23 protein-coding genes are annotated in these 22,961 nt (G+C 66.9%); 10 read left to right on the forward strand and 13 right to left on the reverse strand.

Translation table 11 applies throughout. The features are described from left to right. Window positions 1-78: 78 nt before the first annotated feature. Window positions 79-1,290, reverse strand: coding sequence for an aminotransferase-like domain-containing protein (locus tag AC3WL8_RS14280; protein WP_013956640.1), 1,212 nt, complete (start codon window positions 1,288-1,290; stop codon window positions 79-81). Window positions 1,291-1,325: 35 nt separating this feature from the next. Further along, window positions 1,326-2,318 (reverse strand): tripartite tricarboxylate transporter substrate binding protein, encoded by a 993-nt coding sequence (locus AC3WL8_RS14285; RefSeq protein ID WP_013956639.1) that lies wholly within the window; start codon window positions 2,316-2,318, stop codon window positions 1,326-1,328. Between the two features lie 163 nt (window positions 2,319-2,481). Between AC3WL8_RS14285 and AC3WL8_RS14290 the strand changes: the two genes are divergently transcribed. After that, the gene (locus AC3WL8_RS14290) at window positions 2,482-3,411 is read left to right on the forward strand and encodes a LysR substrate-binding domain-containing protein (RefSeq protein WP_153954795.1); all 930 of its coding nucleotides are present in this window, start codon (window positions 2,482-2,484) and stop codon (window positions 3,409-3,411) included. Between the two features lie 21 nt (window positions 3,412-3,432). Here AC3WL8_RS14290 and AC3WL8_RS14295 read toward each other — a convergent pair whose 3' ends face one another. Beyond that, complete coding sequence (locus AC3WL8_RS14295; RefSeq protein WP_013956637.1) at window positions 3,433-4,815, reverse strand: aminotransferase-like domain-containing protein; 1,383 nt, start codon at window positions 4,813-4,815, stop codon at window positions 3,433-3,435. Window positions 4,816-4,982: 167 nt separating this feature from the next. Here AC3WL8_RS14295 and cyoA point away from each other — a divergent pair, with 167 nt between their 5' ends. Genes cyoA through AC3WL8_RS14330 form a run of 7 tightly spaced genes read left to right on the forward strand, consistent with a single transcriptional unit; the run spans window position 4,983 to window position 11,539 of the window. Further along, window positions 4,983-5,975, forward strand: a complete 993-nt coding sequence (gene cyoA / locus AC3WL8_RS14300; RefSeq protein WP_013956636.1) for a ubiquinol oxidase subunit II — start codon at window positions 4,983-4,985, stop codon at window positions 5,973-5,975. A gap of 2 nt (window positions 5,976-5,977) precedes the next feature. Then, window positions 5,978-7,954, forward strand: coding sequence for a cytochrome o ubiquinol oxidase subunit I (gene cyoB, locus AC3WL8_RS14305; RefSeq protein ID WP_013956635.1), 1,977 nt, complete (start codon window positions 5,978-5,980; stop codon window positions 7,952-7,954). Between the two features lie 2 nt (window positions 7,955-7,956). Continuing rightward, window positions 7,957-8,589, forward strand: a complete 633-nt coding sequence (gene cyoC, locus AC3WL8_RS14310) for a cytochrome o ubiquinol oxidase subunit III (RefSeq protein ID WP_013956634.1) — start codon at window positions 7,957-7,959, stop codon at window positions 8,587-8,589. Beyond that, window positions 8,586-8,963 (forward strand): cytochrome o ubiquinol oxidase subunit IV, encoded by a 378-nt coding sequence (cyoD, locus tag AC3WL8_RS14315; RefSeq protein ID WP_492378366.1) that lies wholly within the window; start codon window positions 8,586-8,588, stop codon window positions 8,961-8,963. Before cyoC ends, cyoD begins: the two co-directional genes overlap by 4 nt. Window positions 8,964-8,990: 27 nt before the next feature. After that, a complete protein-coding gene (locus tag AC3WL8_RS14320; protein ID WP_153954796.1) occupies window positions 8,991-10,730 on the forward strand; it encodes a nitrite/sulfite reductase in 1,740 nt (579 codons plus the stop codon). Then, window positions 10,723-11,262 carry a DUF934 domain-containing protein gene (locus AC3WL8_RS14325; RefSeq protein ID WP_153954797.1) on the forward strand — a complete coding sequence of 180 codons (540 nt, stop codon included), beginning with the start codon at window positions 10,723-10,725 and terminating at the stop codon, window positions 11,260-11,262. Before AC3WL8_RS14320 ends, AC3WL8_RS14325 begins: the two co-directional genes overlap by 8 nt. A gap of 28 nt (window positions 11,263-11,290) precedes the next feature. After that, window positions 11,291-11,539: a hypothetical protein gene (locus tag AC3WL8_RS14330; RefSeq protein WP_153954798.1), complete on the forward strand. Its 249-nt coding sequence runs from the start codon at window positions 11,291-11,293 to the stop codon at window positions 11,537-11,539. Between the two features lie 52 nt (window positions 11,540-11,591). On the opposite strand, the gene AC3WL8_RS14335 is transcribed toward AC3WL8_RS14330, so the two are convergent. Continuing rightward, entirely contained in the window at window positions 11,592-11,972 is a 381-nt protein-coding gene (locus AC3WL8_RS14335) for a hypothetical protein (RefSeq protein WP_013956630.1), read from the reverse strand. Window positions 11,973-12,333: 361 nt separating this feature from the next. On the opposite strand from AC3WL8_RS14335, the gene AC3WL8_RS14340 reads away from it, so the two are divergent. After that, window positions 12,334-13,536, forward strand: coding sequence for an MFS transporter (locus AC3WL8_RS14340; RefSeq protein ID WP_153954799.1), 1,203 nt, complete (start codon window positions 12,334-12,336; stop codon window positions 13,534-13,536). A gap of 49 nt (window positions 13,537-13,585) precedes the next feature. Then, window positions 13,586-14,152 carry a YbhB/YbcL family Raf kinase inhibitor-like protein gene (locus AC3WL8_RS14345; RefSeq protein ID WP_013956628.1) on the forward strand — a complete coding sequence of 189 codons (567 nt, stop codon included), beginning with the start codon at window positions 13,586-13,588 and terminating at the stop codon, window positions 14,150-14,152. 58 nt (window positions 14,153-14,210) lie between these two features. Here the strand turns inward: AC3WL8_RS14345 and mdcH are convergent, their stop codons facing one another. The 9 genes from mdcH to AC3WL8_RS14390 all read right to left on the reverse strand — a co-directional run bounded on the left by mdcH (window position 14,211) and on the right by AC3WL8_RS14390 (window position 22,904). After that, window positions 14,211-15,128 carry a malonate decarboxylase subunit epsilon gene (gene mdcH / locus AC3WL8_RS14350; RefSeq protein WP_013956627.1) on the reverse strand — a complete coding sequence of 306 codons (918 nt, stop codon included), beginning with the start codon at window positions 15,126-15,128 and terminating at the stop codon, window positions 14,211-14,213. After that, window positions 15,125-15,772 carry a malonate decarboxylase holo-ACP synthase gene (locus tag AC3WL8_RS14355; RefSeq protein ID WP_013956626.1) on the reverse strand — a complete coding sequence of 216 codons (648 nt, stop codon included), beginning with the start codon at window positions 15,770-15,772 and terminating at the stop codon, window positions 15,125-15,127. The genes mdcH and AC3WL8_RS14355 overlap by 4 nt, the downstream gene beginning before the upstream one ends. Further along, the gene (mdcE, locus tag AC3WL8_RS14360) at window positions 15,760-16,596 is read right to left on the reverse strand and encodes a biotin-independent malonate decarboxylase subunit gamma (protein ID WP_153954800.1); all 837 of its coding nucleotides are present in this window, start codon (window positions 16,594-16,596) and stop codon (window positions 15,760-15,762) included. The genes AC3WL8_RS14355 and mdcE overlap by 13 nt, the downstream gene beginning before the upstream one ends. Beyond that, window positions 16,593-17,444, reverse strand: coding sequence for a biotin-independent malonate decarboxylase subunit beta (locus AC3WL8_RS14365; protein WP_492378367.1), 852 nt, complete (start codon window positions 17,442-17,444; stop codon window positions 16,593-16,595). The genes mdcE and AC3WL8_RS14365 overlap by 4 nt, the downstream gene beginning before the upstream one ends. Then, the gene (locus AC3WL8_RS14370; RefSeq protein WP_013956623.1) at window positions 17,441-17,758 is read right to left on the reverse strand and encodes a malonate decarboxylase subunit delta; all 318 of its coding nucleotides are present in this window, start codon (window positions 17,756-17,758) and stop codon (window positions 17,441-17,443) included. The genes AC3WL8_RS14365 and AC3WL8_RS14370 overlap by 4 nt, the downstream gene beginning before the upstream one ends. Continuing rightward, complete coding sequence (locus AC3WL8_RS14375) at window positions 17,739-18,680, reverse strand: triphosphoribosyl-dephospho-CoA synthase (RefSeq protein WP_153954802.1); 942 nt, start codon at window positions 18,678-18,680, stop codon at window positions 17,739-17,741. Before AC3WL8_RS14375 ends, AC3WL8_RS14370 begins: the two co-directional genes overlap by 20 nt. After that, on the reverse strand, window positions 18,680-20,338 hold the full coding sequence (gene mdcA, locus AC3WL8_RS14380) for a malonate decarboxylase subunit alpha (RefSeq protein WP_013956621.1): 1,659 nt from the start codon (window positions 20,336-20,338) through the stop codon (window positions 18,680-18,682). Before mdcA ends, AC3WL8_RS14375 begins: the two co-directional genes overlap by 1 nt. A gap of 136 nt (window positions 20,339-20,474) precedes the next feature. After that, the gene (locus AC3WL8_RS14385) at window positions 20,475-21,392 is read right to left on the reverse strand and encodes a LysR family transcriptional regulator (RefSeq protein ID WP_013956620.1); all 918 of its coding nucleotides are present in this window, start codon (window positions 21,390-21,392) and stop codon (window positions 20,475-20,477) included. A gap of 105 nt (window positions 21,393-21,497) precedes the next feature. Next, window positions 21,498-22,904, reverse strand: a complete 1,407-nt coding sequence (locus AC3WL8_RS14390; RefSeq protein WP_211980995.1) for an SLC13 family permease — start codon at window positions 22,902-22,904, stop codon at window positions 21,498-21,500. Between the last annotated feature and the right edge of the window lie 57 nt (window positions 22,905-22,961).

A 22,961-nucleotide genomic window follows, 5' to 3' on the forward strand; every position in this document is an offset into this window, starting at 1 on the left:
CGCGTTCGGCCGTGTGGTTTCGACCGCAGCAGGATAGCATCCGCCGGCTGCCACAAACCGCTTGCGTCGTGGGTGCCCTCATCCGGCCCGCGCAACCGCCCGCGCGAGCCGTGCGACGCCCTCCCCGATCTGCGTCAGGTTCGTGCTCGCGAAGGACAGCCGGAATGCGGCGCGCTGGCGCCGCTCCACATAGAATCCGGCACCGGCGACGAACAGCACCTTTTCCGCGATCGCGTGCGGCAGTAGTGCGGCGGCATCGTCGATGCCATCCAGCGCGGCCCAAAGGAACATCCCTCCCGCCGGCGATGCGAAGCGGATGCGGTCGCCAAAGGCCTGGCGCAGCGCCGCCGCGAGCTGGTCGCGCTTGTCACGATAGGCCGCGACTTCCCGCGCGACCTGTGCCGGCAGCCGGCCCGCTTCCAGATACTGCGCCGCGGCCAGCTGGATCCATGGCGGCGTGCACAGGTCGGATACCTGCTTGGCAATCACCGCGCGGCGCACGATCCCGGGCGCGGCGACCATCCAGCCGATCCTCAGGCCGGGGGCCAGCGTCTTCGACAGGCTGGCCAGGTGCACGAGCCACGGCCGCGCCTCGGGTACCGACGCGCACAGCGCCAGCAGCGAAGGCGGCGGTGCGCCATCGAAGCTCAGCGCCCCGTAGGGATCGTCCTCGACCAGCACCACGCGGTGCCGCGCCACCAGCTTCAGCAACTGCAGCCGGCGTGCGGGCGACAGCGTGGCGCCGGTGGGGTTGGCGAAGGTTGGCACCGTATAGATCAGCCGGGGCCGCAACGACGGCTCGGCCAGCATGGCTTCAAGTGCAGCCACGTCCATGCCGTCGTGATTAGACGGCACGCCGCGTATGTCGGCGCCGGCCAGCCGCAATGCCTGCAGCGTCGCGGAATAGGTCGGCTCCTCGACCAGCACCACGCTGCCGGGCTCGACCAGTGCACGCACGAGGAAATCGAAGCCCTGCTGCGAGCCGCTGGTCACGAGCAGTTCGTCCTGGGCCACAGGCGCGCCGCGCCCGGCCATCAACGACGCCAGCGCCTGGCGCAGCGCCGGCGCGCCTTCGGTGGCGCCGTACTGCAGGCATTCGGCGGGCCGCTCGCGCAGCACCGTCGACGACGCCGCGCCAATGCCGTCGACATCGAACAGCGTGGCGCACGGGTAGCCGCCGGCGAACGAGATCATCCCGGGGTCGGACAGGTACTTGAACAGTTCCCGGATTGGCGAGCCTGCCGGGTCGCGCAGCGCGGGGACGAAGGGATAAGCGGCGTCGGAAATCATGAGCGGATGCAGAGCGTGCTGGATATGGGCGTGCTTCAGTCCACCGAAGCACCGGACAGGCGAACGATCTCGCCCCACTTCTGGCGGTCCTTCTTCAACACGTCGGCAAACGCCTCCGGCGAGCTGGGCGCCGGTTCCGCGCCCAGCTCGCGCATTTTTGCCTGCACGCCTGGCTCGCTAAGCACGCGCGTCAGGTCCTGGCTGATTTTCTGGGCCACCGCGGCGGGCACCCCGCGCGGCGCAAGCAGGCCGAACCATGGGCTGGCATCGAAGCCGGGGACGGGGCCCGCGGCGGCGACCGTCGGCACATTCGGAAGCGCCGACGAGCGCGCTGGCGTGGTCACGGCCAGCGGCTTGAGCTTGCCCGAGCGGATAAACGGCAGCGACGCCGGCAGGTTGTCGAACATCACGTCGACGCTGCCGCCCATCAGGTCGGCGATGGCCGGGCTGCTGCCCTTGTAGGCGACGTGGCTCATCTCCGTGCCGGTCATGCGCTGGAACAGCTCGCCCGCAAGGTGCGTGGAGGTGCCGTTTCCGGCCGACGCCATGTTGACGCGCTTCGGATTGGCTTTCAGGTAGGCGATGAACTCGGGCAGCGTCTGCACGCGCGCGCGTTCCGCAAACGCCGGCGAGAGCACCACCACGTTGGGTACGCGCGCCACCATCGCGACCGGCGCGAAATCGGCGTCGGCATCATAGGGCAGCTTCTTGTACAACGCCGGGTTGATGCCGAACTCGCCCACTGAGCCCATCAGCAAGGTGTAGCCGTCCGCCGTGGACTTGGCCGCCGTGCCGGTGCCGACGATGCCGCCCGCGCCGGGGCGGTTGTCGACCACCACCGACTGCTTCCATTGCGTGGCAAGTTGCTCACCGATCAGCCGGGCCACCATGTCAGTGGTGCCGCCCGGCGGGTACGGCACGATGATGCGCACCGGCTTGGCCGGGAACTCGAGCGCGCCGGCAATGCCGGGCATGGTCGCGCCGAATGCAAGGGCGCCGGCGGCGAGCGCGCTGAACAAGTGTTTCATGCAGTCTCCTGTCTACCTGATGGTTGTCGTTATGAGGTTGTCGCGATGACGATGCCGAGAAGAGGCGGCAACGCAAGGATCGAATGATTTCTCATCAACTCCAAGCTTTCAAGCGAGATTTCCGTATAGGATGATGACCTAAAATCATCAACTCAGCCCCCCGATGCGGCAACGACTCCCCAGCCTGTCCAGCCTGCGCGCCTTCGAGGCAGCCGCGCTGCACCTGAACCTGCGCCGCGCGGCGGCGGACCTGTTTATCACCGAGAGCGCGGTGTCGCGCCAGATTGCGTCGCTGGAAGGGCTGCTGGGCGTGCAGCTGTTCCACCGCGCCAACCAGCGCATCACGCTGACGGCGGCCGGCACGCTCTACAGCGGGCAGGTGCGGGAGTTGCTGCGCAAGCTGCAGCGCGACACGCTCGACCTGATGGCGCACGAGGGCGCGGGCGGCACCGTCGAGCTGGCCTGCGTGCCCACGCTGGCGGTCGAGTGGCTGATACCGCGGCTACCGGCCTTTTATGCGCGCCATCCGGGGATCGTCGTCAATATCAGCGCGCAGTCAGACATCTTCCTGTTCGACGGCACGCCCTACGACGCGGCGATTCACTTTGGCGAGGCCGTCTATCCCGGCGCGCGTGCCGACCGGATGTTTGACGAAGAATCGGTCGCGGTCTGCCATCCGGACTTCTTCGAAGGCAAAAAGCGGATCACCCCGCATGACATCGCCCTGTCCCCGCTGCTGCACCTCGCCACGCGCATTCTCGGCTGGAAGCAATGGATGGAAGCGGCCGGCATCGACGACGTCAACGCCATGCGCGGTGCACGCTTCGACCACCACTCCATGGTCATCGCCGCCGCACGCACCGGGCTGGGCGTTGGTCTGGTGCCGCGCTTCCTCGTGGGGGAATACCTGGCAAACCGCCAGCTGGTCATGCCCGTCGCCCATTCGCAGCGCTCCACGAGCGCGTATCACCTGGTCTCGCCGGATACGCGGCCGATGAGCGAGGCGATGCAGCGGCTGCGCGAGTGGCTGCTGGAAGCCGCGGGCGAGTTTGCGACAAAACAGTCTGCGCCTGCGGACGATGCTGGCAACTAGCAAGCCGACGCACGCCGCAATTCACACCACCATTTCCAGACCCGGCGTCGGCCGGCGTTCCAGCAATGCGGCCAGCCTGCGCAGCGCAGCCGATAACTGCGCGCGGTCCTCCACGCCACCGAGCGAGATGCGGATGGCATTCGGCGCGTTGGGCCCCTCCCAGAAGGCGTCGGACGGCGTCACGCGCAGGTCCTCCGCCAGCGCGGCCCTGGTGAGCTGCTGCGCCGACCAGTGCTCGGGCAAGCGATGCCATGCGTGGATGGCGCTGGGCGGGAGCTGGCCGATCCCGCTCAGCCATCGGCTTGCCAGCGCGCATCTGGCCAACGCTTCGGTCCTGATGCCGTCGAGCAGCTGCATTGCCGAGCCATCGTGGATCCATTGGGTCGCCAGGGCGGCGGTCATCGGTGCCGCCATCAGGGCAAAAGCCCGCAGCGATGCCAGCAGATCGTCGCCGCGCCTGCCCTCGGGCAGCATGACATATGCGGTCCGCAGCCCCGGACTGAGCGTCTTGGACAGGGTCGAGACATAGTACGTGCGCTCGGGAGCGAAGCTGGACAGCGGCGGCGGCGCTGACGGCGTCAGCAGCCAGTAGGGATCATCCTCCAGCAAGGTGACATCACAGTGCGCCGCGGCCCTGGCAATAGCCTCCCTGCGTGAGGCCGGCATGGTGTGCGTAGTGGGATTCTGGGCTGTCGGATTGAGGTAGGCCAGCGTTGCACCGTCGGCACGGGCCGCTTCGAGGGCGTCGGGGAGCATCCCGTCGGCATCGACCTGCGCGATGATCACACGCCGCCCGAGTTGTGCCGCGGCCGCGCGAATGCCGGGGTAGGCCAGCGGCTCGCTCACGATCGCATCGCCAGGCCGGGTCCGGGCCAGGATCACGGCGGCCAGCGCAGCCTGGGCGCCCGGGCATACCACCAGCCGCCCAGTGGCGATGGGCCCGAATATCTGCGCGAGCCAGAGCGCTCCGGCCGACCGGTCGGCAGCACTGCCGCCGCCGAGCTGGTAGGTCATCAGCAGGTGCGGGTCGCTATGCAGCAGCACCTGCGACAGGCCGCGCCGCAACAGGTCCTGGAAATCCAGCCCCGCCGGTGGCGGCGGCACGTTCATGCTCATGTCGATCACCCGCGCCAGCTCCGCCCGCGGCGCGGCAATGAAGGTGCCGAGGGCCCCGCGGGCATCGATCAGATGGCGGCGCTTGGCCTCGTTGTAGGCACGCGTGACGGTGGTCAGGTCCACGCGGAGGGTCTTGGCCAGGCTGCGCTGTGGCGGCACGCGATCGCCGGTTACCAGCCGGCCTTCGCCGATCGCCCGCTCGATAAAGTCCACGATCTGCAAGTAGCGGGCACCGCCACCGATTGTGATCTCAAGATCCCATTTAGCACTGACATCGCTTCCTTGCATGGATTTCATCCCGTATATTTCTTCGATGTATGGGTTTTGTCTTGCATTAGCATGCCAGACATCACCGAGGGAATCCATACAAACCACGCCCGCGCGGGGCTGAGCCAGCACTTGAATCGGAGCGCGTGGCCGGGAGCCTTCGGTGATCCGTAACCAAGGTGTCCGAAATGCTCAAACCTATTGCCGGGCCGGCAGACAAGAATCGACAAGGCCCGCTCCCCCGCCCATCCCCCGGCTCGAAGCGCCGTCTTCCCACCCTGTTGCTGTGCGCCTGCCTGAGCGCCCTGCTGAGCGGCTGCAACCTCGAACTGCTCAACCCCAAGGGCAGCATTGGGGAACAGGAAAAGTCACTGATCCTGATCTCCCTGTTCGTCATGCTGATGGTCGTCATCCCCGTGATCGTCCTGACGCTGTGGTTCGCCTGGCGCTACCGCGAAACCAATACGAGCGCCCCCTATGCCCCCAAATGGGCGCACTCCACCAAGATCGAGGTCGTGGTCTGGGGCATCCCCTGCGTGATCGTGGCCTGCCTGGCTGTGCTGATCTGGGACTCGACGCACAAGCTCGATCCCTATCGGCCCCTGGAATCGCAGGTCAAGCCGATCCAGGTCGATGTAATCGCGCTGAACTGGAAATGGCTGTTCATTTATCCGGAATACGGCGTCGCGTCGCTGAACCAGCTTGCGATCCCGGTCGGCACGCCGGTCAATTTCCGGCTGACCGCGGAATCGATGATGAACTCGTTCTTCATCCCGCAGCTCGGCAGCATGGTCTACGCCATGGCGGGCATGCAGACGCGCCTGCACCTGATCGCCGACACCCCCGGCGTCTATCTCGGCCAGTCCGCCGCCTACAGCGGCCCCGGCTTCTCGGACATGCATTTCAAGACCCTGGCCACCTCGCGCGAGGAGTTCGATGCCTGGATCCAGGCTGCCCGCGCTTCGTCGCAGGCGCTCGACCTCAAGACCTACCGCACGCTTGAACTGCCCAGCAGCAAGGACCCCGTGACGCTGTACGCCGCCGTCGCGCCGAAGCTGTTCGACCAGGTCGTCGACAAATACATGCTGGCAAACGGCCAGATCTGCCGCGCGGACACCCCGGAATCTCTGCAGGCCTTCCAGCGCGTCCCGCCGGCGCCCGCTGGCCGCATGGAGCAATAAGAATGCTTGGAAAACTCAACCTGGACGCCATCCCTCTCCATGAGCCGATCATCATGGGGACGCTGGCCGTCGTGATCGTGCTGGGCATCGCACTGATGGGCGCCATCACGTACTACGGCAAGTGGAAGACCCTCTGGAACGACTGGATCTGCTCGGTCGACCACAAGAAGGTCGGCGTGATGTACATCATCCTGGCGCTGGTGATGCTGCTGCGCGGCTTTGCCGATGCCATCATGATGCGCGCCCAGCAGGCGATCGCCTATGGCGATGCCGCGGGCTACCTGCCGCCGCACCACTACGACCAGATCTTCACGGCGCACGGCGTGATCATGATCTTCTTTGTCGCGACGCCGCTGGTGCTCGGCCTGATGAACGTGATCGTGCCGCTGCAGATCGGCGCGCGCGACGTTGCCTTCCCGTTCGTTAATTCGCTGAGCTTCTGGATGTCGGCAATGGGCGCGGTGCTGGTGATGATGTCGATGTTCGTCGGCGACTTCGCCGCCACCGGCTGGGTCGCCTACCCGCCGTTGTCCGAGCTGGGCTACAGCCCCACGCCAGGCGTTGACTACTACATCTGGTCACTGCAGATATCCGGGCTTGGCACCACGCTGACGGGCATCAACTTCATCGTCACGATCTTGCGCATGCGCGCGCCGGGCCTGAACCTGATGAAGATGCCGGTCTTCACCTGGACCGCCCTGATCACCAACATCCTGATCGTGGCGATCTTCCCGGTACTGACCGCCACGCTCGCCCTGCTCACCGCCGACCGCTACCTCGGCATGCATTTCTTCACCAACGAGCTGGGCGGCAACGCCATGATGTACGTGAACCTGATCTGGATCTGGGGCCACCCGGAGGTCTACGTGCTGATCCTGCCGGCGTTCGGCGCCTTCTCCGAGATCATCGCCACGTTCTCGCGCAAGCCACTGTTCGGCTACAAGTCGATGGTGTACGCCACCTCCTCGATCGGCGTGCTGTCGTTCTTCGTCTGGCTGCACCACTTCTTCACCATGGGCTCCGGGGCGAACGTCAATGCCTTCTTCGGCATCATGACCTCGATCATCTCGATCCCCACTGGCGTCAAGCTGTTCAACTGGCTGTTCACCATGTACCGGGGCCGGATCCGCTTCCATACCTCGACCATGTGGACCATCGGCTTTATGGTGACGTTCGCGGTCGGCGGCATGACCGGCGTGCTGCTCGCCATTCCCGGCGCCGACTTCGTGCTGCACAACAGCCTGTTCCTGGTCGCGCACTTCCATAACGTGATCATCGGCGGCGTGCTGTTCGGTTGCCTGGCCGCGATCACCTTCTGGTTCCCGAAGGTGTTCGGCTTCAAGCTGAACGAGTTCTGGGGCAAGGTGTCGTTCTGGTGCTGGCTGACCGGCTTCTTCCTGGCCTTCATGCCGCTCTACGTGCTCGGCTTCAAGGGCATGACCCGCCGGATGAACCACTATGCCAACGTCGACTGGCATCCCTACCTGGTGGTGGCGCTGGTGGGTGCCTTCGTCATCGGCGCTGGCATCCTGGCGATGATCGTGCAGTTCGCGGTCAGTATCCGCGACCGCAAGCAGAACCAGGACCTGACCGGCGACCCGTGGGATGGCCGCAGCCTGGAATGGTCGACCGCCTCGCCCGCGCCGTTCTACAACTTCGCGCACGTGCCGCATATCACCTCGCTGGAACAGCACTGGGACGACAAGGAAGCCGGGCGCGCATGGCGCCAGCCGGCCCGCTACGAAGACATCCACATGCCCCGCAACACCTCGGCAGGCTTCATCGTGTCGGCGTTCGGGCTGCTGTGTTGCTTCGCGCTGGTCTGGCACATGTGGCTGGTGGCCGCCGTCGGCCTGGTCGGCGCCATCGCCACCTTCATCGTGCGCAGCTATGACCGCGACGTCGACTATTACGTGCCAGCCGCCGAAGTCGAGCGGATCGAGCGCGCGCGCTATGCACAACTGCAGGAAGCTGCCTGACCATGACTCCGACTCTCTCCCCTACCCTGCACCATCCCGGGCACGAGGCGGCCCACGACGCGGCGCACCACCATCACGAAGCCGGCGCGCACACTCCGCTGGGGTTCTGGCTCTACCTGATGAGCGACTGCCTGATCTTCGCGGTGTTGTTCGCCACCTTCGGCGTGCTGTCCGGAAACACGGCCGGCGGCCCCGGCGGGCGGCAACTGTTCGAGCTGCCGTTCGTGTTCGCCGAAACCATGGTGCTGCTGCTGAGCAGTTATACCTTCGGCCTGGCCATGCTCAGGCAGGGCGCCGACGACGCGCCGCGGATGATCCGCTGGCTGGCGGTGACCTTCGCGCTCGGCGCACTGTTCATCGCCATGGAGGTCTATGAGTTCGCGCACCTGTTGCATGAGGGTGCGGGCCCCGGCGTCAGCGCCTACCTGTCGGCCTTCTTCACGCTGGTCGGCACGCACGGGCTGCATGTCACGTCTGGCCTGCTGTGGCTTGCGGTGATGATCCACCAGATCAGGCATTTCGGGCTGGACGATATCGTGCGCCGCCGCCTGGCCTGCCTGAGCCTGTTCTGGCACTTCCTGGACCTGGTCTGGATCTGTGTCTTCACCTTCGTCTATCTGCGGGAGTTCGCATGAAATCGTCCCACCTTCATTCGGTGCATGCGGACCAGACGGCCGCGCACGGCAGCGTGCGCAGCTACACCATCGGACTGCTGCTGTCGGTCGCGCTGACGATGGCATCGTTTGCGGCAGTGATGACCGGATCCCTGCCAACGCAGGCCGCGATCGCGCTGGTCGTGGGCCTTTGTGTCGCGCAACTGCTGGTGCAGCTGGTGTACTTCCTGCATCTGGGCGCCGGTCCCGGCCAGCGCGGCAACACCGCCATCTTTGCCTGTACCGGCTTCCTGATCGTCATCGTCGTGGCCGGCTCGCTGTGGGTGATGCACAACGCCGATATCAACATGATGCCGACCGACATGTCCATCGAACGGGCACGTGCAAAAGACTAGCGCTCGCGCGCAAGGAGGCTTTCCACCATGTATATCTATGACGCCATTGACCAGAAGCTCGTCGACGAACGCGTCGTGCAGTTCGCCGACCAAACCCGCCGCTTCCTGAGCGGCCAGCTCACCGAGGATGAGTTCCGCGTGCTGCGGCTGCAGAACGGCCTCTATATCCAGCGCCATGCACCCATGCTGCGCGTGGCGATTCCCTACGGCATGCTGGCGTCGCGGCAGTTGCGCAAGCTTGCGGAGATCGCGCGCCGCTGGGACCGCGGCTACGGGCACTTCAGCACGCGGCAGAACCTGCAGTTCAACTGGCCGCGGCTCGAGGATGCGCCTGCCATTCTCGCGGAGCTGGCCACGGTGCAGATGCACGCGATCCAGACCAGCGGCAACTGCATCCGCAATACCACCACCGACCACTTTGCCGGCATTGCGCCCGACGAACTGGTGAACCCGCTGGTGTGGTGCGAGATCGTCAGGCAATGGTCGATGCTGCATCCGGAGTTCGCCTTCCTGCCGCGCAAGTTCAAGATTGCCATCAGTGGCGCGCAGACGGACCGGGCCGCGGTTGGCGTCCATGACATCGGGCTGCAGGCCGTTGAACAGGACGGCCAGGCCGGCTTCAAGGTCTGGGTCGGTGGCGGCATGGGCCGAACGCCGATGGTCGGCAAGCTGATCAACCCCTTCGTCCCCTGGCAGGACCTGCTGACCTACCTGCAGGCCACGCTGCGCGTCTACAACCTGCACGGCCGCCGCGACAACAAGTACAAGGCGCGCATCAAGATCCTGGTGAAGGACCTGACCCCGGAAGTGTTCCGGGCGCAGGTGGATGAGCAGTGGCAACGCATTCGCGGGGGCCCGGACACCGTGTCTGAAGGCTTTGTCGCATCCATTGCCGAGCGCTTCACGATCCCGCCGTATGAGCCCGCGGCCGCCGACGAGCCGGACGAGTCAGCCGAACTGGCCAAGACTGACCGTGCCTTCCGCCTCTGGCTGAAAAGCAATGTGCATCGGCACCGGGTGCCTGGCTACGCAGCCGTCACGGCATCGCTGAAAGCCGCGGGCCAGGCGCCCGGCGACATCACTGCGGAGCAGATGGAAATCATGGCTGACCTGGCCGAGCGCCACGGCTTCGGCGAACTGCGCGTGTCGCATGAGCAGAACCTGATCCTTGCCGATGTCCGCCGCAGCGGCCTGCACGCCTTGTGGCAAGCGCTGGACGCTGCCGGGCTGGCCACGCCGAACGTGGGCCTGATTACCAACATCATCGCCTGCCCCGGGGGCGACTTCTGCTCGCTGGCCAATGCGGTCTCGATCCCTCTGGCACAGGCGATCCAGGAGCGCTTCGACGACCTCGACCATGTACACGACATCGGCGAGCTGGACCTGAACATCTCCGGCTGCATCAACTCCTGCGGCCACCACCATATCGGCCACATCGGCATCCTCGGCGTCGACAAGGCCGGCGAGGCCTGGTACCAGATCACCATCGGCGGCCGGCAGAACGGCGGCGACGGCCAACGCCGCCCGGATGGCGTGGCGGCCAGCGGCGCAGCCATCGGCCGCATCATTGGGCCGTCCTTTGCCCAGGAGCAGGTTCCGGATATGGTGGAGAGGCTGATCGAGACCTATTTGCTGCATCGGGACAGCGAAGCCGAACGCTTTGTCGACGTGGTTGGCCGTATCGGCATCGAACCCTTCCAGCGCGCGGTGTACCCGGACCCTGACAGCGGCGCGCGGCGAGCTCGCCAGGAGGCAGTAAATGCCTGACCATGACCATTGCGCCGGGCAGGACCGGCACAACGTCATCCGTGACGGACGACTGATCGCGGATGACTGGCTCGCTCACATCTGGGATGCGCAAGACGCCGACAACACCTGCCCGCCCGACGCGCCCGGCTACCTGGTGACACTGGAGAACTGGATCGCCCACCGCCAGCGATATCGGCTGCGACAGTATCCGCTCGCGGTCTACCTGTCGCCGGACGCGGAGCCTCAGACCCTGCTGGAACCTGGTGCCACGACCGTTGACCCGACAGGCATCGCGATCATTGCCATCGATTTCCCGGTCTACACGGATGGTCGTGGCTATTCGATCGCACAGCTGCTCCGTCACCAGCTAGGCTGGACCGGAGAGCTGCGCGCCGTGGGTGACGTGATGATCGACACCGTGCACTACCTGGCGCGTTGCGGTTTCAACAGCTTTGCGCTCAAGCCCGGGCACGACCCGGCAGCGGCGCTGCGCGCGCTGGCCACGTTCTCGTCGTCGTACCAGCGTAGCTATGGCCCGGCAAGCCGATAGCAAGCGCTGCCTGGCGCCGATACGAAAGATGCCCTCCCAGCCCAGCGCCAAGCCTGATAGCTTGTGGTCCGCTATCGCCGAACTCTCGGGCGAGCAACTGCATACGATTATCGATATCGCGCAGCTCTCACCGAAGGCGACGACGGATATGGCTTCGTTCCGGGCTCGCATTCTCGGTGTCTTCGGAAACGTCGCCGGTTTTGAAATCACACCGCCTTCGGAATCCATCCTGCAAGAGCTCTGGGAAAGGTATCGCTCCACACTCTCCACGCTCTAGCTGCGCGGATCATTCGGAAGATCGGCCCGACCCGGAGCGCGATGCCGCGCGTTCAAAAATTGGCTTCGATGGCCTTCCTGGCGCCCTCTGGCACCTCGTTCGGTATGACGCGGTGCGCGAGTATCGCGTAGCTCCGGGCAGCCGCCACTGCGGCGGGATTCACCAGCCGCTTCGGGCCGCCCAGCCACGCAAAATGATCTCTCCCGTCGTCACTCCGGAACCACGCGAAGTCGCCGATGGCGTCAAGGCCGCGCTTCACCATCTTCAGCAGCGCCAGGGCTTCCTCTGAAACCCCCAGGTGCCGCCCTGTGTCATGAATGACCGTGGCCAGGTTGCGGAGCTTGTTGGTCGAGGTGGTCTCGCCGTTTTCCTGGTCAGGTAACAGCTCGACGACCAGAATCCCCCTGTGCGCGGTGATGCGTGCGTGCTGCATAGATCCTCCCAACGGATGGTTGTCGCCTTGCGATCCTACGCATTGACCAAGCAAGTTCCTGGCCAGGCCATGCCAAAAGTGCAGCCTACCGCCCGTTTATGACATTACGCCCCGGCATTGGCTGCGCGAGCGGCGGTTGAGCGCGGCGCCGGTGCGGCGCTATTGGTCCGGTGTTGGCACCGGCCCGGCACTTCCCGAGGACTGTTGGGCCGCAAGCGACTCGCGAGGCCCAATCGCACCTGCACAACCCGCCACTCCCATGGCAAGGCGCTGGCCTATCCTTGCTATGGGAGGCTCCGCGCGGCGATCCTGCCGTCGGGCACAGGAATCGGCTGTTGGTCAATCCCGGCGGGAGGGCGGCATGCGCGCGTTGGTCTTCTGCTCTGTGCAGTTCCTGTTGGCGGTGACATGGACCCTCTATGTGGCCTTCCTGCCGCAGCTGGCCGCGCAGGCCGGCATCGCGCGCGCGCACGTCGCCTTGATCCTGCTGATGGACCAGTTGATCTTTGTCGCGATGGACTTCACGTTGGGCATCGCGGCCGACCGTGTCGCCAACGCAATGCGCAGGCTGGGAGGCTGGGTGCTGGGGCTGTCCGTCATCTCCGCGATGGCGTTCGTGCTGCTGCCCCGGGTAACTTCACCGGTGCTGCTGCTGGGCCTGACCGCGCTGTGGGCGGCCACCTCTTCGGCATTGCGCGCGCCGCCCATGGTGATCATTGCCCGGCGGCTGCCCGCGACCGCGTCGTCGTTCCTGGTGGGATGCTCGCTGCTCGGCGTCGGCCTTGCCGGAGCCGTGGCGCCGCTGCTGACCGCCCGGCTGCGCGATGCGTCGCCCATGCTGCCGTTCCTGGCCGCCAGCGCGGGGCTGGTGGTGGCCGTGGCCGCGCTGCGATGGATGGAATCCGGCCCGGCGCGCCACGATGCCGACGCCGTGCCCGCGCCGGCAGCCGGCGTTGCGCTCAGGCGCGTCTGGCTGCTCTTTGCCGCAGTCTGGGTGCTTGCGCTCGGCTTCCAGATCCACACCACCGTCAACTCCGCGCCGGCCTACCTGCGCTTTGTCACGGCTGCCGGGCTGGAGCGCGTGACGCCGGTGTTCTGGATTGGCTTCGCGCTGGGCGCGCTGCTGCCCGCGACATCGTTGCTGCGGCGCTATCCGCCCTATACGCTGCTGGTGACCGCCGCGGCCCTTGGCGCGCTGTCGTTGTTCGGCTTCACCGTGGCGGGCTCGCTCCGGACCATCCTCGCCGTGCAATGTCTTGCCGGCGGCCTGTGGGGAATCATGTTCGCCGCGACGGCCAATGCGGCGCTCGACGCCGGTCAAGTCGGCCGCGAAGGGATGTACACCGGGCTCGTATTTGCCGCCCTGGCGGTTGCCGCGTTCATGCGCATTGCCCTGGTGTCATCGGGCGCCAGCAAGACCGCCGTGCTGGCAAGCCTGCTGCCATGGCTGCCAGCCGTGGCCTGGAGTGCCGGTGCCCTGTTGCTGGCGGCTTTCCTGTCAGGAAACCTGACCTACCTGATGGCACGTAGACAGGTGCTGCGCCAGCAGGTCGGTTCCGGTTAGCGGGGCCTTCCCTTTCCTGGTCCGCTGCTTACCTATCTGGAGAATTCGAATGAAGATCGCTAGCGCAGTTTCCGCTCCGGTGGCCGGGGCGTTGATGTGCCTGTGCATCGGCACCGCACACGCCGCCGGCATGCAGGTGTCGTCCACCTCGTACGCCGAGGGAGCCACGATCGGCTCGCAGTATGCGCATGATGGCGTTGGCGGCGACCAGAAGCCCTGCGGTGGCAAGGGCGTGTCGCCGCAGGTCTCGTGGACGAAGCTTCCCGCGGGCGCGAAGTCTGTCGCCATCCTGATGTATGACATGGACGGCGTCGCCGGTCTCGGGGTCTCGCATTGGGTCGCCTACAACATTGCCGCAAATCGCGGCCAGCTGAAGGAAGGCGAAGGCAAGGCGGACGGGCCAGGCATCACGGTCGGCAAGAACGTGCGTGGCGAGGCAACGTACCGCGGCCCCTGCGCGCCAACCGGCGAGGCGCCCCACCACTACGTCGTCACGGTCATCGCGACGGATCTGGCGCCGAACCTGCCTGCGGGCATGACGCGCGAGGAACTGATGGCTGCGCTCAAGGGGCATGCCCTGGAGGCACAGAGCTTTGTCGGACGGTTTGGGCGTTGAAGGGCGCGGCGTGTCCCGGTGCGGTAGTGCGGCGTCGGGTAGCCGGCCGGATGCAAAATCAGCGCCGCATGATTGCCACGATCGAATCCAGCCGGGTTCTGTCACAGGCCAGCGCCATGCCGTCCGCAAACACCGGCTGCGCCAGCCGTGTCAGCACATCGCCCGGCGGTGCCTCCACCACCAGCCTGGCGCCATTGGCGTGGGCCAGCAACATGGTTTCATGCCAGCGCACTGGCGTCGCCATGTTCTGCGCGAGATCCTCCGCGATTCTGCGTGGATCGCGCAGTTCGCGCGCCTTGCTCGCACTGAAGTAGCGCAGCGCAGGCGCCGAAATCGCCACCCCCTGCATGGCTTCGCCCAGGGAGCGCGCGGCGTCAGCCAGCAGCGGACAGTGCGACGGCACGTGGATGGCGACCGGCCTGGCCGCCTGCGCACCAGCCGCCAGCGCCAGCGTCGACACTTCCGCCAGCGCCGACAGCTTGCCCGCGATCACAATCTGCGTGGGGGCGTTGAAATTGGCCAGGTACACCGGTTGCTGCGGCGTGCAGACCTGCGCCACCAGCGGTTCAAGCCGGTTCCGGTCCAGGCCGAGGATCGCCGTCATGCCATAGCCATGCGGAAAGGCCTGCGCCATCAACTCCCCGCGCAAACGCACCAGCCGCAACGCATCGGCAAAGTCCAGCACACCTGCGGTCACCGCCGCCGCATAGGCGCCGATGGAGAGACCGGCCACCGCGTCGGCGCGGGCGTCATGCGCGGCCAGGCAGCGCGCCATGGCCACGCCCGCCGTCAGCAGGCAAAGCTGGGTCCATACCGTGGACTGCAGGCTTGCCGGCGTATCCATCTCCGCCGCCGGCACTTGCAGCACGTCTTCCGCCTCGGCCAGCACCGCTGCCACCGCGGCATGCGCGGGCAGGTCCTTCAGCATGCCGGTCCGCTGTGTGCCCTGGCCGGGGAAGGTAAGCAGGACATTCATGCCGTGGGTTGCCAGGGATCGTCGCACAGCCGCGGGCCGTGATCCGTCTTCAGCAGCACCTTGCCGCCGCTGCGCAGGCGTTCCAGCAGCGAGAAGCCACCAAACGGGGTCGCGACCTGTATATCGAGCCTGGCCGGCGCGGCGCGCTGCAGCTCGGCCAGCAGGTCCAGATGCGGGGCCGGGAGGGGTTGTGCGGCCTGCACGACGAGGTCAAGGTCGCTGTCGGCACGCAGCACGTTGTGCGGACAGGCGAGCGAGAAGCCGGCGCTGCCCGTCACGCCCCACCGGATACCGGCGGCGTCGAGCCAGTCGGCGATGGCCTCGAGCGCGAGGATTGCTGGCAGGGCCGCCAGCTCCGGCCGCCGCCGCCATGCACGCTGCGCGGCCAGGTCCATCGGCGTGACAATCTTGCGGATCGCCGCGGGCGTGATCCAGGTGCCGAAGCGTTCCGCGCGCGTGCGGCCGCGCAGCCCGACGGGGACTGCGCCAGGCCGGCGGCCGTCGCGCCGGACGACCAGCGGGGTCTCGCGCAGCGCTGGCAGGCAGACCCATTCCGGCAAGGCGTCGCGGCCCAGGTCGCTTGCCGGATCGCCCAGCCAGACCAGGTCGTGTGGCGCGGGGGTCGCCGTGTTCAGGCTTGCCATTGCCGCGACAGGCAGTCACGCACTGCAGCCGACGCCTTGCGGTTTGCGCCCGCCAGCCGGCCGGACAGTCCGTGCGCCGGGTCGCGTCGGATCTCCGCCAGCGCAGAAAGGATGGTGTCGCGCGCCAGGTGCACATCGGCCGGCACCGGGGCACTTGCCGACTCGACGTCGATCAGCCGCCACAGGATGCCCAGCGTGGCGAAGTTTTCGATGTCGTAGGCCATCGGCGGAACCGTCGACGCCAGCGCTTCGAGGTCCTCGACTGTGCGCATGGTGACCCTGGCGGCGGCCTCCTTGCCCATCGCATGCACCAGCACGCCCTCGTCATTGAGCGCGATGATGCGGTTGGCCTGGTAGCCGTGCGCGAGGAAGGCTCCCGACATGGCACGCCCGACGATCAGCGCCACCACCGGATGGCCGGCCAGCCGCGCCTCGGCATAGGCAGCGACAGCGCCGGCCAGCGCCTGGTGGATGCCGAGCGCTTCTTCGCGCCGGCCGTAGGCCTGGCTGGGCGTATCGACGATCGCCACGATGGCGCGCTTGACCGGCAATTCGCGGTCTGCTTCGATCGCTTCGCGCACCGCGCGCGCCAGCGACCAGCCTTCGAGCAGACCGGCCTCGCCATGACGTGCCCGCGGGAAGCGGCTGTCGGCGTCAGGCACCAGCGCGATCCAGCGAACCGCGGTCCCCGCCAGTTCGCCGTCGGCAACCAGCACTGAGTCCGGCAGCCCCGGCTGGATCCGTGCCGCGGGCGCCAGTGCCTGCAGCCAGCGTTCACCGCGGCTGGGTTCGCGCGCGGTAGCGGTTTGGGTTGGTGAGTTCATGCGTCGGTCCCCCGTTGCAACAACGCCTGCACATCGGCCGGCGTGGGCTGCGCACTGGCGTCGTACGCCTGCAGCGCGGCCAGGTATTGGGCGTATTGTTCACTGCGATGGCTTCCCGCGACCGGGCCGCGCAACAGTTCGGCGACCTGCCTGCGCGTCGCGTCGCAGTCGTCATCGACATACGCATCGGCGAAGCCGGTGGCAACGCGCTGCGTGCCGCCGGTGAAGCTCCAGATAAAGGGCCGGTCACGCGAGTCGTACTCGGCGATGCCCGCCTCCTGCTCGATCACGGCCGGACCGTTCAGGCCAAGGCGCCCTTCCTGCGTCATCACCAGCGCGGTACACAGGCCCGCGGTAATCGACATGCCGCCGAAGCAGCCCACCTGCCCCGCGATCACGCCGACCACCGGCTGGTAGCGGCGCAGGTCGACGATGGCCGCATGGATCTCGGCAATCGCGGCCAGGCCGAGATTGGCTTCCTGCAGGCGCACGCCGCCGGTCTCCAGCAGCAGCACTGCGCGCGTCGGTTCACCGCGGCGGTTGTCCTCGGCGGCCAGCTCCAGTGCACCGGCAATCTTGGCGCCGCCGACTTCGCCCATGCTGCCGCCCTGGAAGGCGCCTTCGATGGCCAGCACCACCACCGGCATCCCGTCGATGCGCCCCTTGGCGACCACCACGCCGTCATCGCTCTGCGGCACCACACCCTGCGGCGGCAGCCACGGCGACTGCAGGCCGTCGAACGGCCCCGCCAATTCGCGGAAGGTGCCCGGGTCCAGCAACGCACGAGCGCGCTCGCGTGCCCCCAGTTCGATAAAGCTGTTGCGCGCCAGCAGTTCCGCCGTGTTCATGCGCCCTCTCCTTGTTGGGGGTCGCCCAGCGCCTCGAAAGCCTCCGCCAGGCGCATGCCGACCACGCCCGGCGTGGCGCCGAAATCGTGGATGCGGATCTGCATCGACGCGCGCGGCTCGGCGGCGAAGACGCGCGCGAGCTGCGCATCCCAGACACGGCCATAGCCATTGACCGAAGTGGTGATCTCAACCGTGGTCACGCCGCCGCTGCCGGGCTCGACCAGCACCTCGAGGTCGCCCGACCCCACCACGCCCACCAGCACGCGCGCCCTGGCAGGCTGCCCCGCCGGAAATTCAAATCGCAGTTGTTCCATCAAAGTCCCCTGAATTGTTGCCCATCGAGCCCTGCGACAGCCGGTCGAGGAAGATCGTCGCGGCCAGCAAGTCCGCAGCGCCGCCCGGCGAGGCGCGCTGCGCCAGCATGCCGGCGTCCAGGCTGCGCAGGTGCCGCCGTCCCACCACCGTGCCCGCGCCACCGGCGGCGAGCACCGCCTTTGCGCCGGTCTGCATGTAGTCCAGGCCCTTGCGCCCCGACCTCGCCAGCACACAGGTATCGTCCAGCTCGCTCATCAACGCCAGCAGCGCATTGAGACGTGCCGTGGATTCGGTGTCGCCGCGCGCGCGGCTGCGTTGCAGGGCCGGCAGCGCCAGCCGCATCACGTGCGGGAACCCTGCCCGTGCCTGCGCCCGCGCACCGCCAACGCCGTACGCCAGGCAGGCGAGCTCGCCCTTGTTGCCGGTAACCACCGGCCGGTGGCGGTCGGGCAGCGCGGCGATGGCACCCGCCGTGGCACTGATCGCCGCGGCATTGGCGGGCTGCCCGGCGGCGCCGAGCTGTCCTGCGGCGCCGACCAGCAAGCCGATGCACCAGATGGCGCCGCGATGCGTATTGACACCGCCGGTGGCGGACAGCATCACCGCCTCTGCCTCGCGGCCGAGCGCGCCCAGTTGCTCGCGCAGCCCATACCCGACGCGCGGCGCCTGCAGGCCGGCATCGGCCATGGCCGCGAACGACGGGCCCAGCGAGTGCGCTGAGCGCAGCATCAGCGGCAATGTCAGGTCGGCATGCGCGCCGCTGCCACGGCTGTCGACCAGGCCAGGCTTGGGCGACAGCCGTGCTTCTTCCACGATCGCGCTGACCGCCAGGCCAGCGAGTGCCTGGGCGCGCGGAACGGCCGCCGGCTGGTGCCGGTGCTGCGCCGGCGTGTGCAGGATCCTTGCTGCTGCGCTCGCCATTACCAGCTCCGGAAGCGGGCGGGCGGCGCGTACAGCCCGCCGGACCAGTCCACCAGTTCGGCCATGCTCTTGGCCGCCAGCAGGCTGCGCGTGGCCTGGCTGCGCTGCACACCCAGGTCTTCGGGCAGCGCGATCAGGCCGTCGCTTCGCATCCGGCGCGTGGTGGCAGGATCATGCTTCATGCCGATCGGCGTGACGCCTGCCACCGCGGCGATCATCCGGCGCCGCTCTTCCAGCGATTGCGCCTTGTACAGGTAGGCGATGCCTTCCTCGGTCAGCACGTGCGTGACGTCGTCGCCGTAGATCATCACCGGCGCCAGCGGCATGCCGCTTTCGCGCGCGACGTCGACCGCGTCCATCGATTCCACGAAGGTGGGCTTGCCACCCGCCTGGAAGGTCTCAACCATCTGCACCACCAGCTTGCGGCCGCGCGCGAGCGGGTCGTCCGTCTCGATCAGATCCAGCCATGCCGGCGTCGGATGCCGGCGCCCGCCAGGCTGGTGCCCCATGTTGGGCGCGCCGCCAAAGCCGGAAAGCCGCCCGCGCGTCACTGTGGACGAGTGGCCGTCGCCGTCGATCTGCAGGGTCGATCCGATGAAGAGGTCCACCGCGTACTGGCCGGCAAGCTGGCAGAACGCGCGGTTCGAACGCATCGAACCATCCGCACCGGTAAAGAAGACATCCGGCCGCGCGGCGACATAGCCCTCCATGCCCAGTTCGCTGCCAAAGCTGTGCACGCTCTCGACCCAGCCGGTCTCGATGGCGGGGATCAGCGTCGGATGCGGGTTGAGGGTCCAATACTTGCAGATCTTGCCCTTCAGACCCAGCGACTCGCCGTAGGTCGGCAGGATCAGCTCGATCGCCGCGGTGTTGAAGCCGATGCCATGGTTGAGCGACTGCACCTGGTGGCGCTCGTAGATGCCGCGGATCGCCATCATCGCCATCAGCACGTGGACCGGCTTGATCAGGCGCGGGTCGCGCGTAAACAGCGGTTCGCAGAAGAAAGGCTTGTCCGCCTGCACCACGTAGTCGATCCAGGAGCCGGGCACGTCCACGCGCGGCAGGCCGGTGGGGTCGTCGACGATCTCGTTGACTTGCGCAATGACCAGCCCGTCGCGGAAGGCCGCGGCCTCTACCAGTGCCGGCGTGTCCTCGGTGCTGGGGCCGGTGTAGAGATTGCCCTCGCGGTCGGCCTTGTAGCCGGCGATCAGCACGACGTTGGGGACCAGGTCCACGTACAGCCGCGCATAAAGCTCGATATAGGTGTGGATCGCGCCCACTTCGAGCTGGCCGTCCTCCAGGAACTGCGAGATGCGGATGCTCTGCGCGCCGGCGTACGAGAAATCCAGCTTGCGCGCGATGCCGCGCTCGAACAGGTCCAGGTGTTCCACCCGGCTGACGCTCGGGATGATCATGTGGAGTGCATTCACACGCGCGGGATCGACCTGTGCCAGCGAGCGCGACAGAAAGTCGGCCTGCTTCTGGTTGTTGCCCTCCAGCACCACGCGGTCGCCCGAAAGCAGCACTGCCTCCAGGAAGGGCACGATATCGCTGGTCGGCACCAGCTTGCCCTGGGCAATGGCGGCGGCGTTCTGCTTGCGGCGCGCCTTGGCTTCCCTGCGGGTGTTCCATTGGCGGCCTGTGCTGGTGGTGGTCATCGCATCTCCGGGCTGACGTCTGTCTGATGTGCCCACCTTAAACAGGCGGCGCTCACCGAACAATCACGTTGGGCGGAGAACCATTACGCTGGCCGGAAGCAAGGCCTGAAGCGCGGCCGGACCCAGCCTCGGCGTCCTATGGCTCCGCGTCGCGCATGGCCATGCGGCACACCGCGGCCAGCGCCAGCAGGTTGGGATCGCGCTCGCGGCGGCGCAGGAAGCTCAGGCCGATGGTCTGCTTGATGTCGTATTCGCCGGCCAGTGGCACGAACGCCACGTTGCGCGAATACACCCCTTTCACCCGCCCCGGCAAAAGCGTGTAGCCGATGCCACCACCCACCAGGTTCATCAATGAGAAGATATCGCCGACTTTCATCACCACGTTTGGCGTGAATTGGGCAATGCGGAAGGCCTCGACAAAGCCGTGATAGGTGACGAAGCCCTCGCTCAATGCCACAAATGGCTCGTCGCGGCAGGCTCGCAGGTCGACCGCCGGCATCGAGGCGTAGGGCGAGTCGGCAGGCGCCGCAAAGAAGATATCGTCCTCGAACAGCGGGATCGACTCGATCTCCGGATCGGGCTCGGGCACGGCCATCAACGCGGCATCGATCGAGCCCTGCTTGAGTTTGTGCAGAAGGTCCGCATTGGAGCCCAGCACCAGTTCAGTCTGCATTTCCGGGCGCCGCAGCTTAAGCCCGATCACGATCCTGGGCACGGTCTGGACCGTCAGCGAGTAGAGCGAGCCGATCTTGAGCTGGTCGGCCGAATAGCCGGCGGCCTCGCGCGTGGCGCGGATGCCGTCGGCCATGGCCTTGAGCACTTCCCTTGCCGTATCCGCCAGCACATAGGCCGCATCGGTCGGGATCAGGTTGCGGCCCTCATGCCGGAACAGCGCGCAGCTCGTGCCCTCTTCCAGCGAATGCAGCGCACGGTGCACGCTGACCGTGCTGGTGTCCAGGATCTCGGCCGCCTTGGCCAGGTTGCCGGATTCCATGAACGCCAGCAGGGCTTCGAGTTTGCGGAAGGTGATCTCTTCGCCAATGCGGATTCTCATGGTTCTGGGCTCGGGTGTGGGGGCGGCCTCCTATCTTAGCCGCGTGGCGGCCAGTTCGCATGGTTAGTGGACTAACTGGCTTGGCCGAGCGATCGCGACCGGAATTCAGAGCACAACGAAGATAAACCACAGCACGACCGGCGCAATCACGGTCACCAGCGCGCCATAGACCATCAGCTTGCGGAAGAAGGCCTGCCGGTCCACGCCCTGTGCGTTGGCCAGTACCAGCGCACCGTTGGTCGAAAACGGGCTCACATCCACGATCGTCGAAGACACCGCCATCGCCGCGATAAAGCCGATCGCGCTGACGTCGGAGCCTTGCTGCAGGAACGGCACGGCAAGCGGGATCAGCGAGCCGAGCACCGCGGTTGACGATGCAAACGCCGACACCACCGCACCCACAAAGCACAGCAGCAGCGCCGCCATCAGCGGCGAGGTCAGGTGGGCCACGCTATGGCCGACGAAATCGATTGTGCCCATCTTGTCCATCACGCCCACAAAGGTGCTGACGCCGACGATCAGCATGATCTCGGGCCACGACACCTGGCCCAGCGCGCGCTTCTGCAGCTCCGGTGCCATCAGCGTGAGCAACAGCGCGATGGTCAGCGAAACGAAGCCGATATCGAGCTTGAAGTAGAGCGTGAGGACGGCCAGTGCCACCAGGCCGGCCACGGTCAGGTACTGGTAGAGGCCGGCCGGCGCCTCGGCGGTGCTGGCGGCATCGCCCTCGAGCATCGATCCGCGGTCGCGCGCCATCGTCTTCCGCTCTTCCATGCCGGCCTCGGCCTCGGCATCGCCATAGATCTGCGCGCCCTGTGCCGGCACGGTGTGTGCACCGAAGGGTTGGCCCATGGCCAGCACACCGTCGGCGACCACCTGCGGCGCTGCCGCCGCCGGCGCCGCTTGCCGCATCAGGCGCAGGCCGCCGAATGCGACGAACAGTCCCGCGGCCACGGCAAGGTTGACACCCAGGCTGGCAAAGGCCGTCGCCATCTCGTTCAGCGGCAGCCCCGCCTTCTGCACGATCTTGTTGGTGATGCCGCCATAGATGCTGATCGGCGAGAAGCCGCCGCCCTGCGCACCGTGGATCACCATCAGGCCCATCAGCAGCGGGTTGATGCCGTAGCGCGCGGCAAAGCCCAGCGCGATCGGCGCGATGATTGCCACCGCTGCCGGGCTGACCGCGCCGACCGAGGTCAGCACCGCCGCGATCATGAACATGATCCACGGGATCGCCGCGATCCGGCCGCCCACGGCGCGCACCGCAAGCCGCACCAGCCAGTCGATGGTGCCGTTGTTCTGCGCCACGGCGAACAGGTATGTGATGCCGACCAGCGTCAGGAACAGGTCGGCGGGGAAGCCGGCCAGGATAGCCTTGGCCGGCATGGCGGCAACCAGGGTGCCGACCAGGAACGCGCCGACAAAGGCCAGCGCGCCCATGTTGATGGGCAGGACCGTGGCGATGACGAACATCAGCCCCAGGACAGAGATGGAAATCAGGTGTTGCGACATAGCGGCTCCGTCGCGGCAGGCGCGCCGGGGCGCCCATCGCTTGGTAGGAATTGCGTG

Source organism: Cupriavidus sp. FW305-F7, from assembly GCF_058782875.1.

What these genes read in the sequence shown, in the direction of transcription:
- AC3WL8_RS14280 (WP_013956640.1), bottom strand. Translation starts at nt 1,290, where the DNA reads ATGATTTCCGACGCCGCTTATCCCTTCGTCCCCGCGCTGCGCGACCCG.
- AC3WL8_RS14285 (WP_013956639.1), bottom strand. Translation starts at nt 2,318, where the DNA reads ATGAAACACTTGTTCAGCGCGCTCGCCGCCGGCGCCCTTGCATTCGGC.
- AC3WL8_RS14290 (WP_153954795.1), top strand. Translation starts at nt 2,482, where the DNA reads ATGCGGCAACGACTCCCCAGCCTGTCCAGCCTGCGCGCCTTCGAGGCA.
- AC3WL8_RS14295 (WP_013956637.1), bottom strand. Translation starts at nt 4,815, where the DNA reads ATGCAAGGAAGCGATGTCAGTGCTAAATGGGATCTTGAGATCACAATC.
- cyoA (WP_013956636.1), top strand. Translation starts at nt 4,983, where the DNA reads ATGCTCAAACCTATTGCCGGGCCGGCAGACAAGAATCGACAAGGCCCG.
- cyoB (WP_013956635.1), top strand. Translation starts at nt 5,978, where the DNA reads ATGCTTGGAAAACTCAACCTGGACGCCATCCCTCTCCATGAGCCGATC.
- cyoC (WP_013956634.1), top strand. Translation starts at nt 7,957, where the DNA reads ATGACTCCGACTCTCTCCCCTACCCTGCACCATCCCGGGCACGAGGCG.
- cyoD (WP_492378366.1), top strand. Translation starts at nt 8,586, where the DNA reads ATGAAATCGTCCCACCTTCATTCGGTGCATGCGGACCAGACGGCCGCG.
- AC3WL8_RS14320 (WP_153954796.1), top strand. Translation starts at nt 8,991, where the DNA reads ATGTATATCTATGACGCCATTGACCAGAAGCTCGTCGACGAACGCGTC.
- AC3WL8_RS14325 (WP_153954797.1), top strand. Translation starts at nt 10,723, where the DNA reads ATGCCTGACCATGACCATTGCGCCGGGCAGGACCGGCACAACGTCATC.
- AC3WL8_RS14330 (WP_153954798.1), top strand. Translation starts at nt 11,291, where the DNA reads ATGCCCTCCCAGCCCAGCGCCAAGCCTGATAGCTTGTGGTCCGCTATC.
- AC3WL8_RS14335 (WP_013956630.1), bottom strand. Translation starts at nt 11,972, where the DNA reads ATGCAGCACGCACGCATCACCGCGCACAGGGGGATTCTGGTCGTCGAG.
- AC3WL8_RS14340 (WP_153954799.1), top strand. Translation starts at nt 12,334, where the DNA reads ATGCGCGCGTTGGTCTTCTGCTCTGTGCAGTTCCTGTTGGCGGTGACA.
- AC3WL8_RS14345 (WP_013956628.1), top strand. Translation starts at nt 13,586, where the DNA reads ATGAAGATCGCTAGCGCAGTTTCCGCTCCGGTGGCCGGGGCGTTGATG.
- mdcH (WP_013956627.1), bottom strand. Translation starts at nt 15,128, where the DNA reads ATGAATGTCCTGCTTACCTTCCCCGGCCAGGGCACACAGCGGACCGGC.
- AC3WL8_RS14355 (WP_013956626.1), bottom strand. Translation starts at nt 15,772, where the DNA reads ATGGCAAGCCTGAACACGGCGACCCCCGCGCCACACGACCTGGTCTGG.
- mdcE (WP_153954800.1), bottom strand. Translation starts at nt 16,596, where the DNA reads ATGAACTCACCAACCCAAACCGCTACCGCGCGCGAACCCAGCCGCGGT.
- AC3WL8_RS14365 (WP_492378367.1), bottom strand. Translation starts at nt 17,444, where the DNA reads ATGAACACGGCGGAACTGCTGGCGCGCAACAGCTTTATCGAACTGGGG.
- AC3WL8_RS14370 (WP_013956623.1), bottom strand. Translation starts at nt 17,758, where the DNA reads ATGGAACAACTGCGATTTGAATTTCCGGCGGGGCAGCCTGCCAGGGCG.
- AC3WL8_RS14375 (WP_153954802.1), bottom strand. Translation starts at nt 18,680, where the DNA reads ATGGCGAGCGCAGCAGCAAGGATCCTGCACACGCCGGCGCAGCACCGG.
- mdcA (WP_013956621.1), bottom strand. Translation starts at nt 20,338, where the DNA reads ATGACCACCACCAGCACAGGCCGCCAATGGAACACCCGCAGGGAAGCC.
- AC3WL8_RS14385 (WP_013956620.1), bottom strand. Translation starts at nt 21,392, where the DNA reads ATGAGAATCCGCATTGGCGAAGAGATCACCTTCCGCAAACTCGAAGCC.
- AC3WL8_RS14390 (WP_211980995.1), bottom strand. Translation starts at nt 22,904, where the DNA reads ATGTCGCAACACCTGATTTCCATCTCTGTCCTGGGGCTGATGTTCGTC.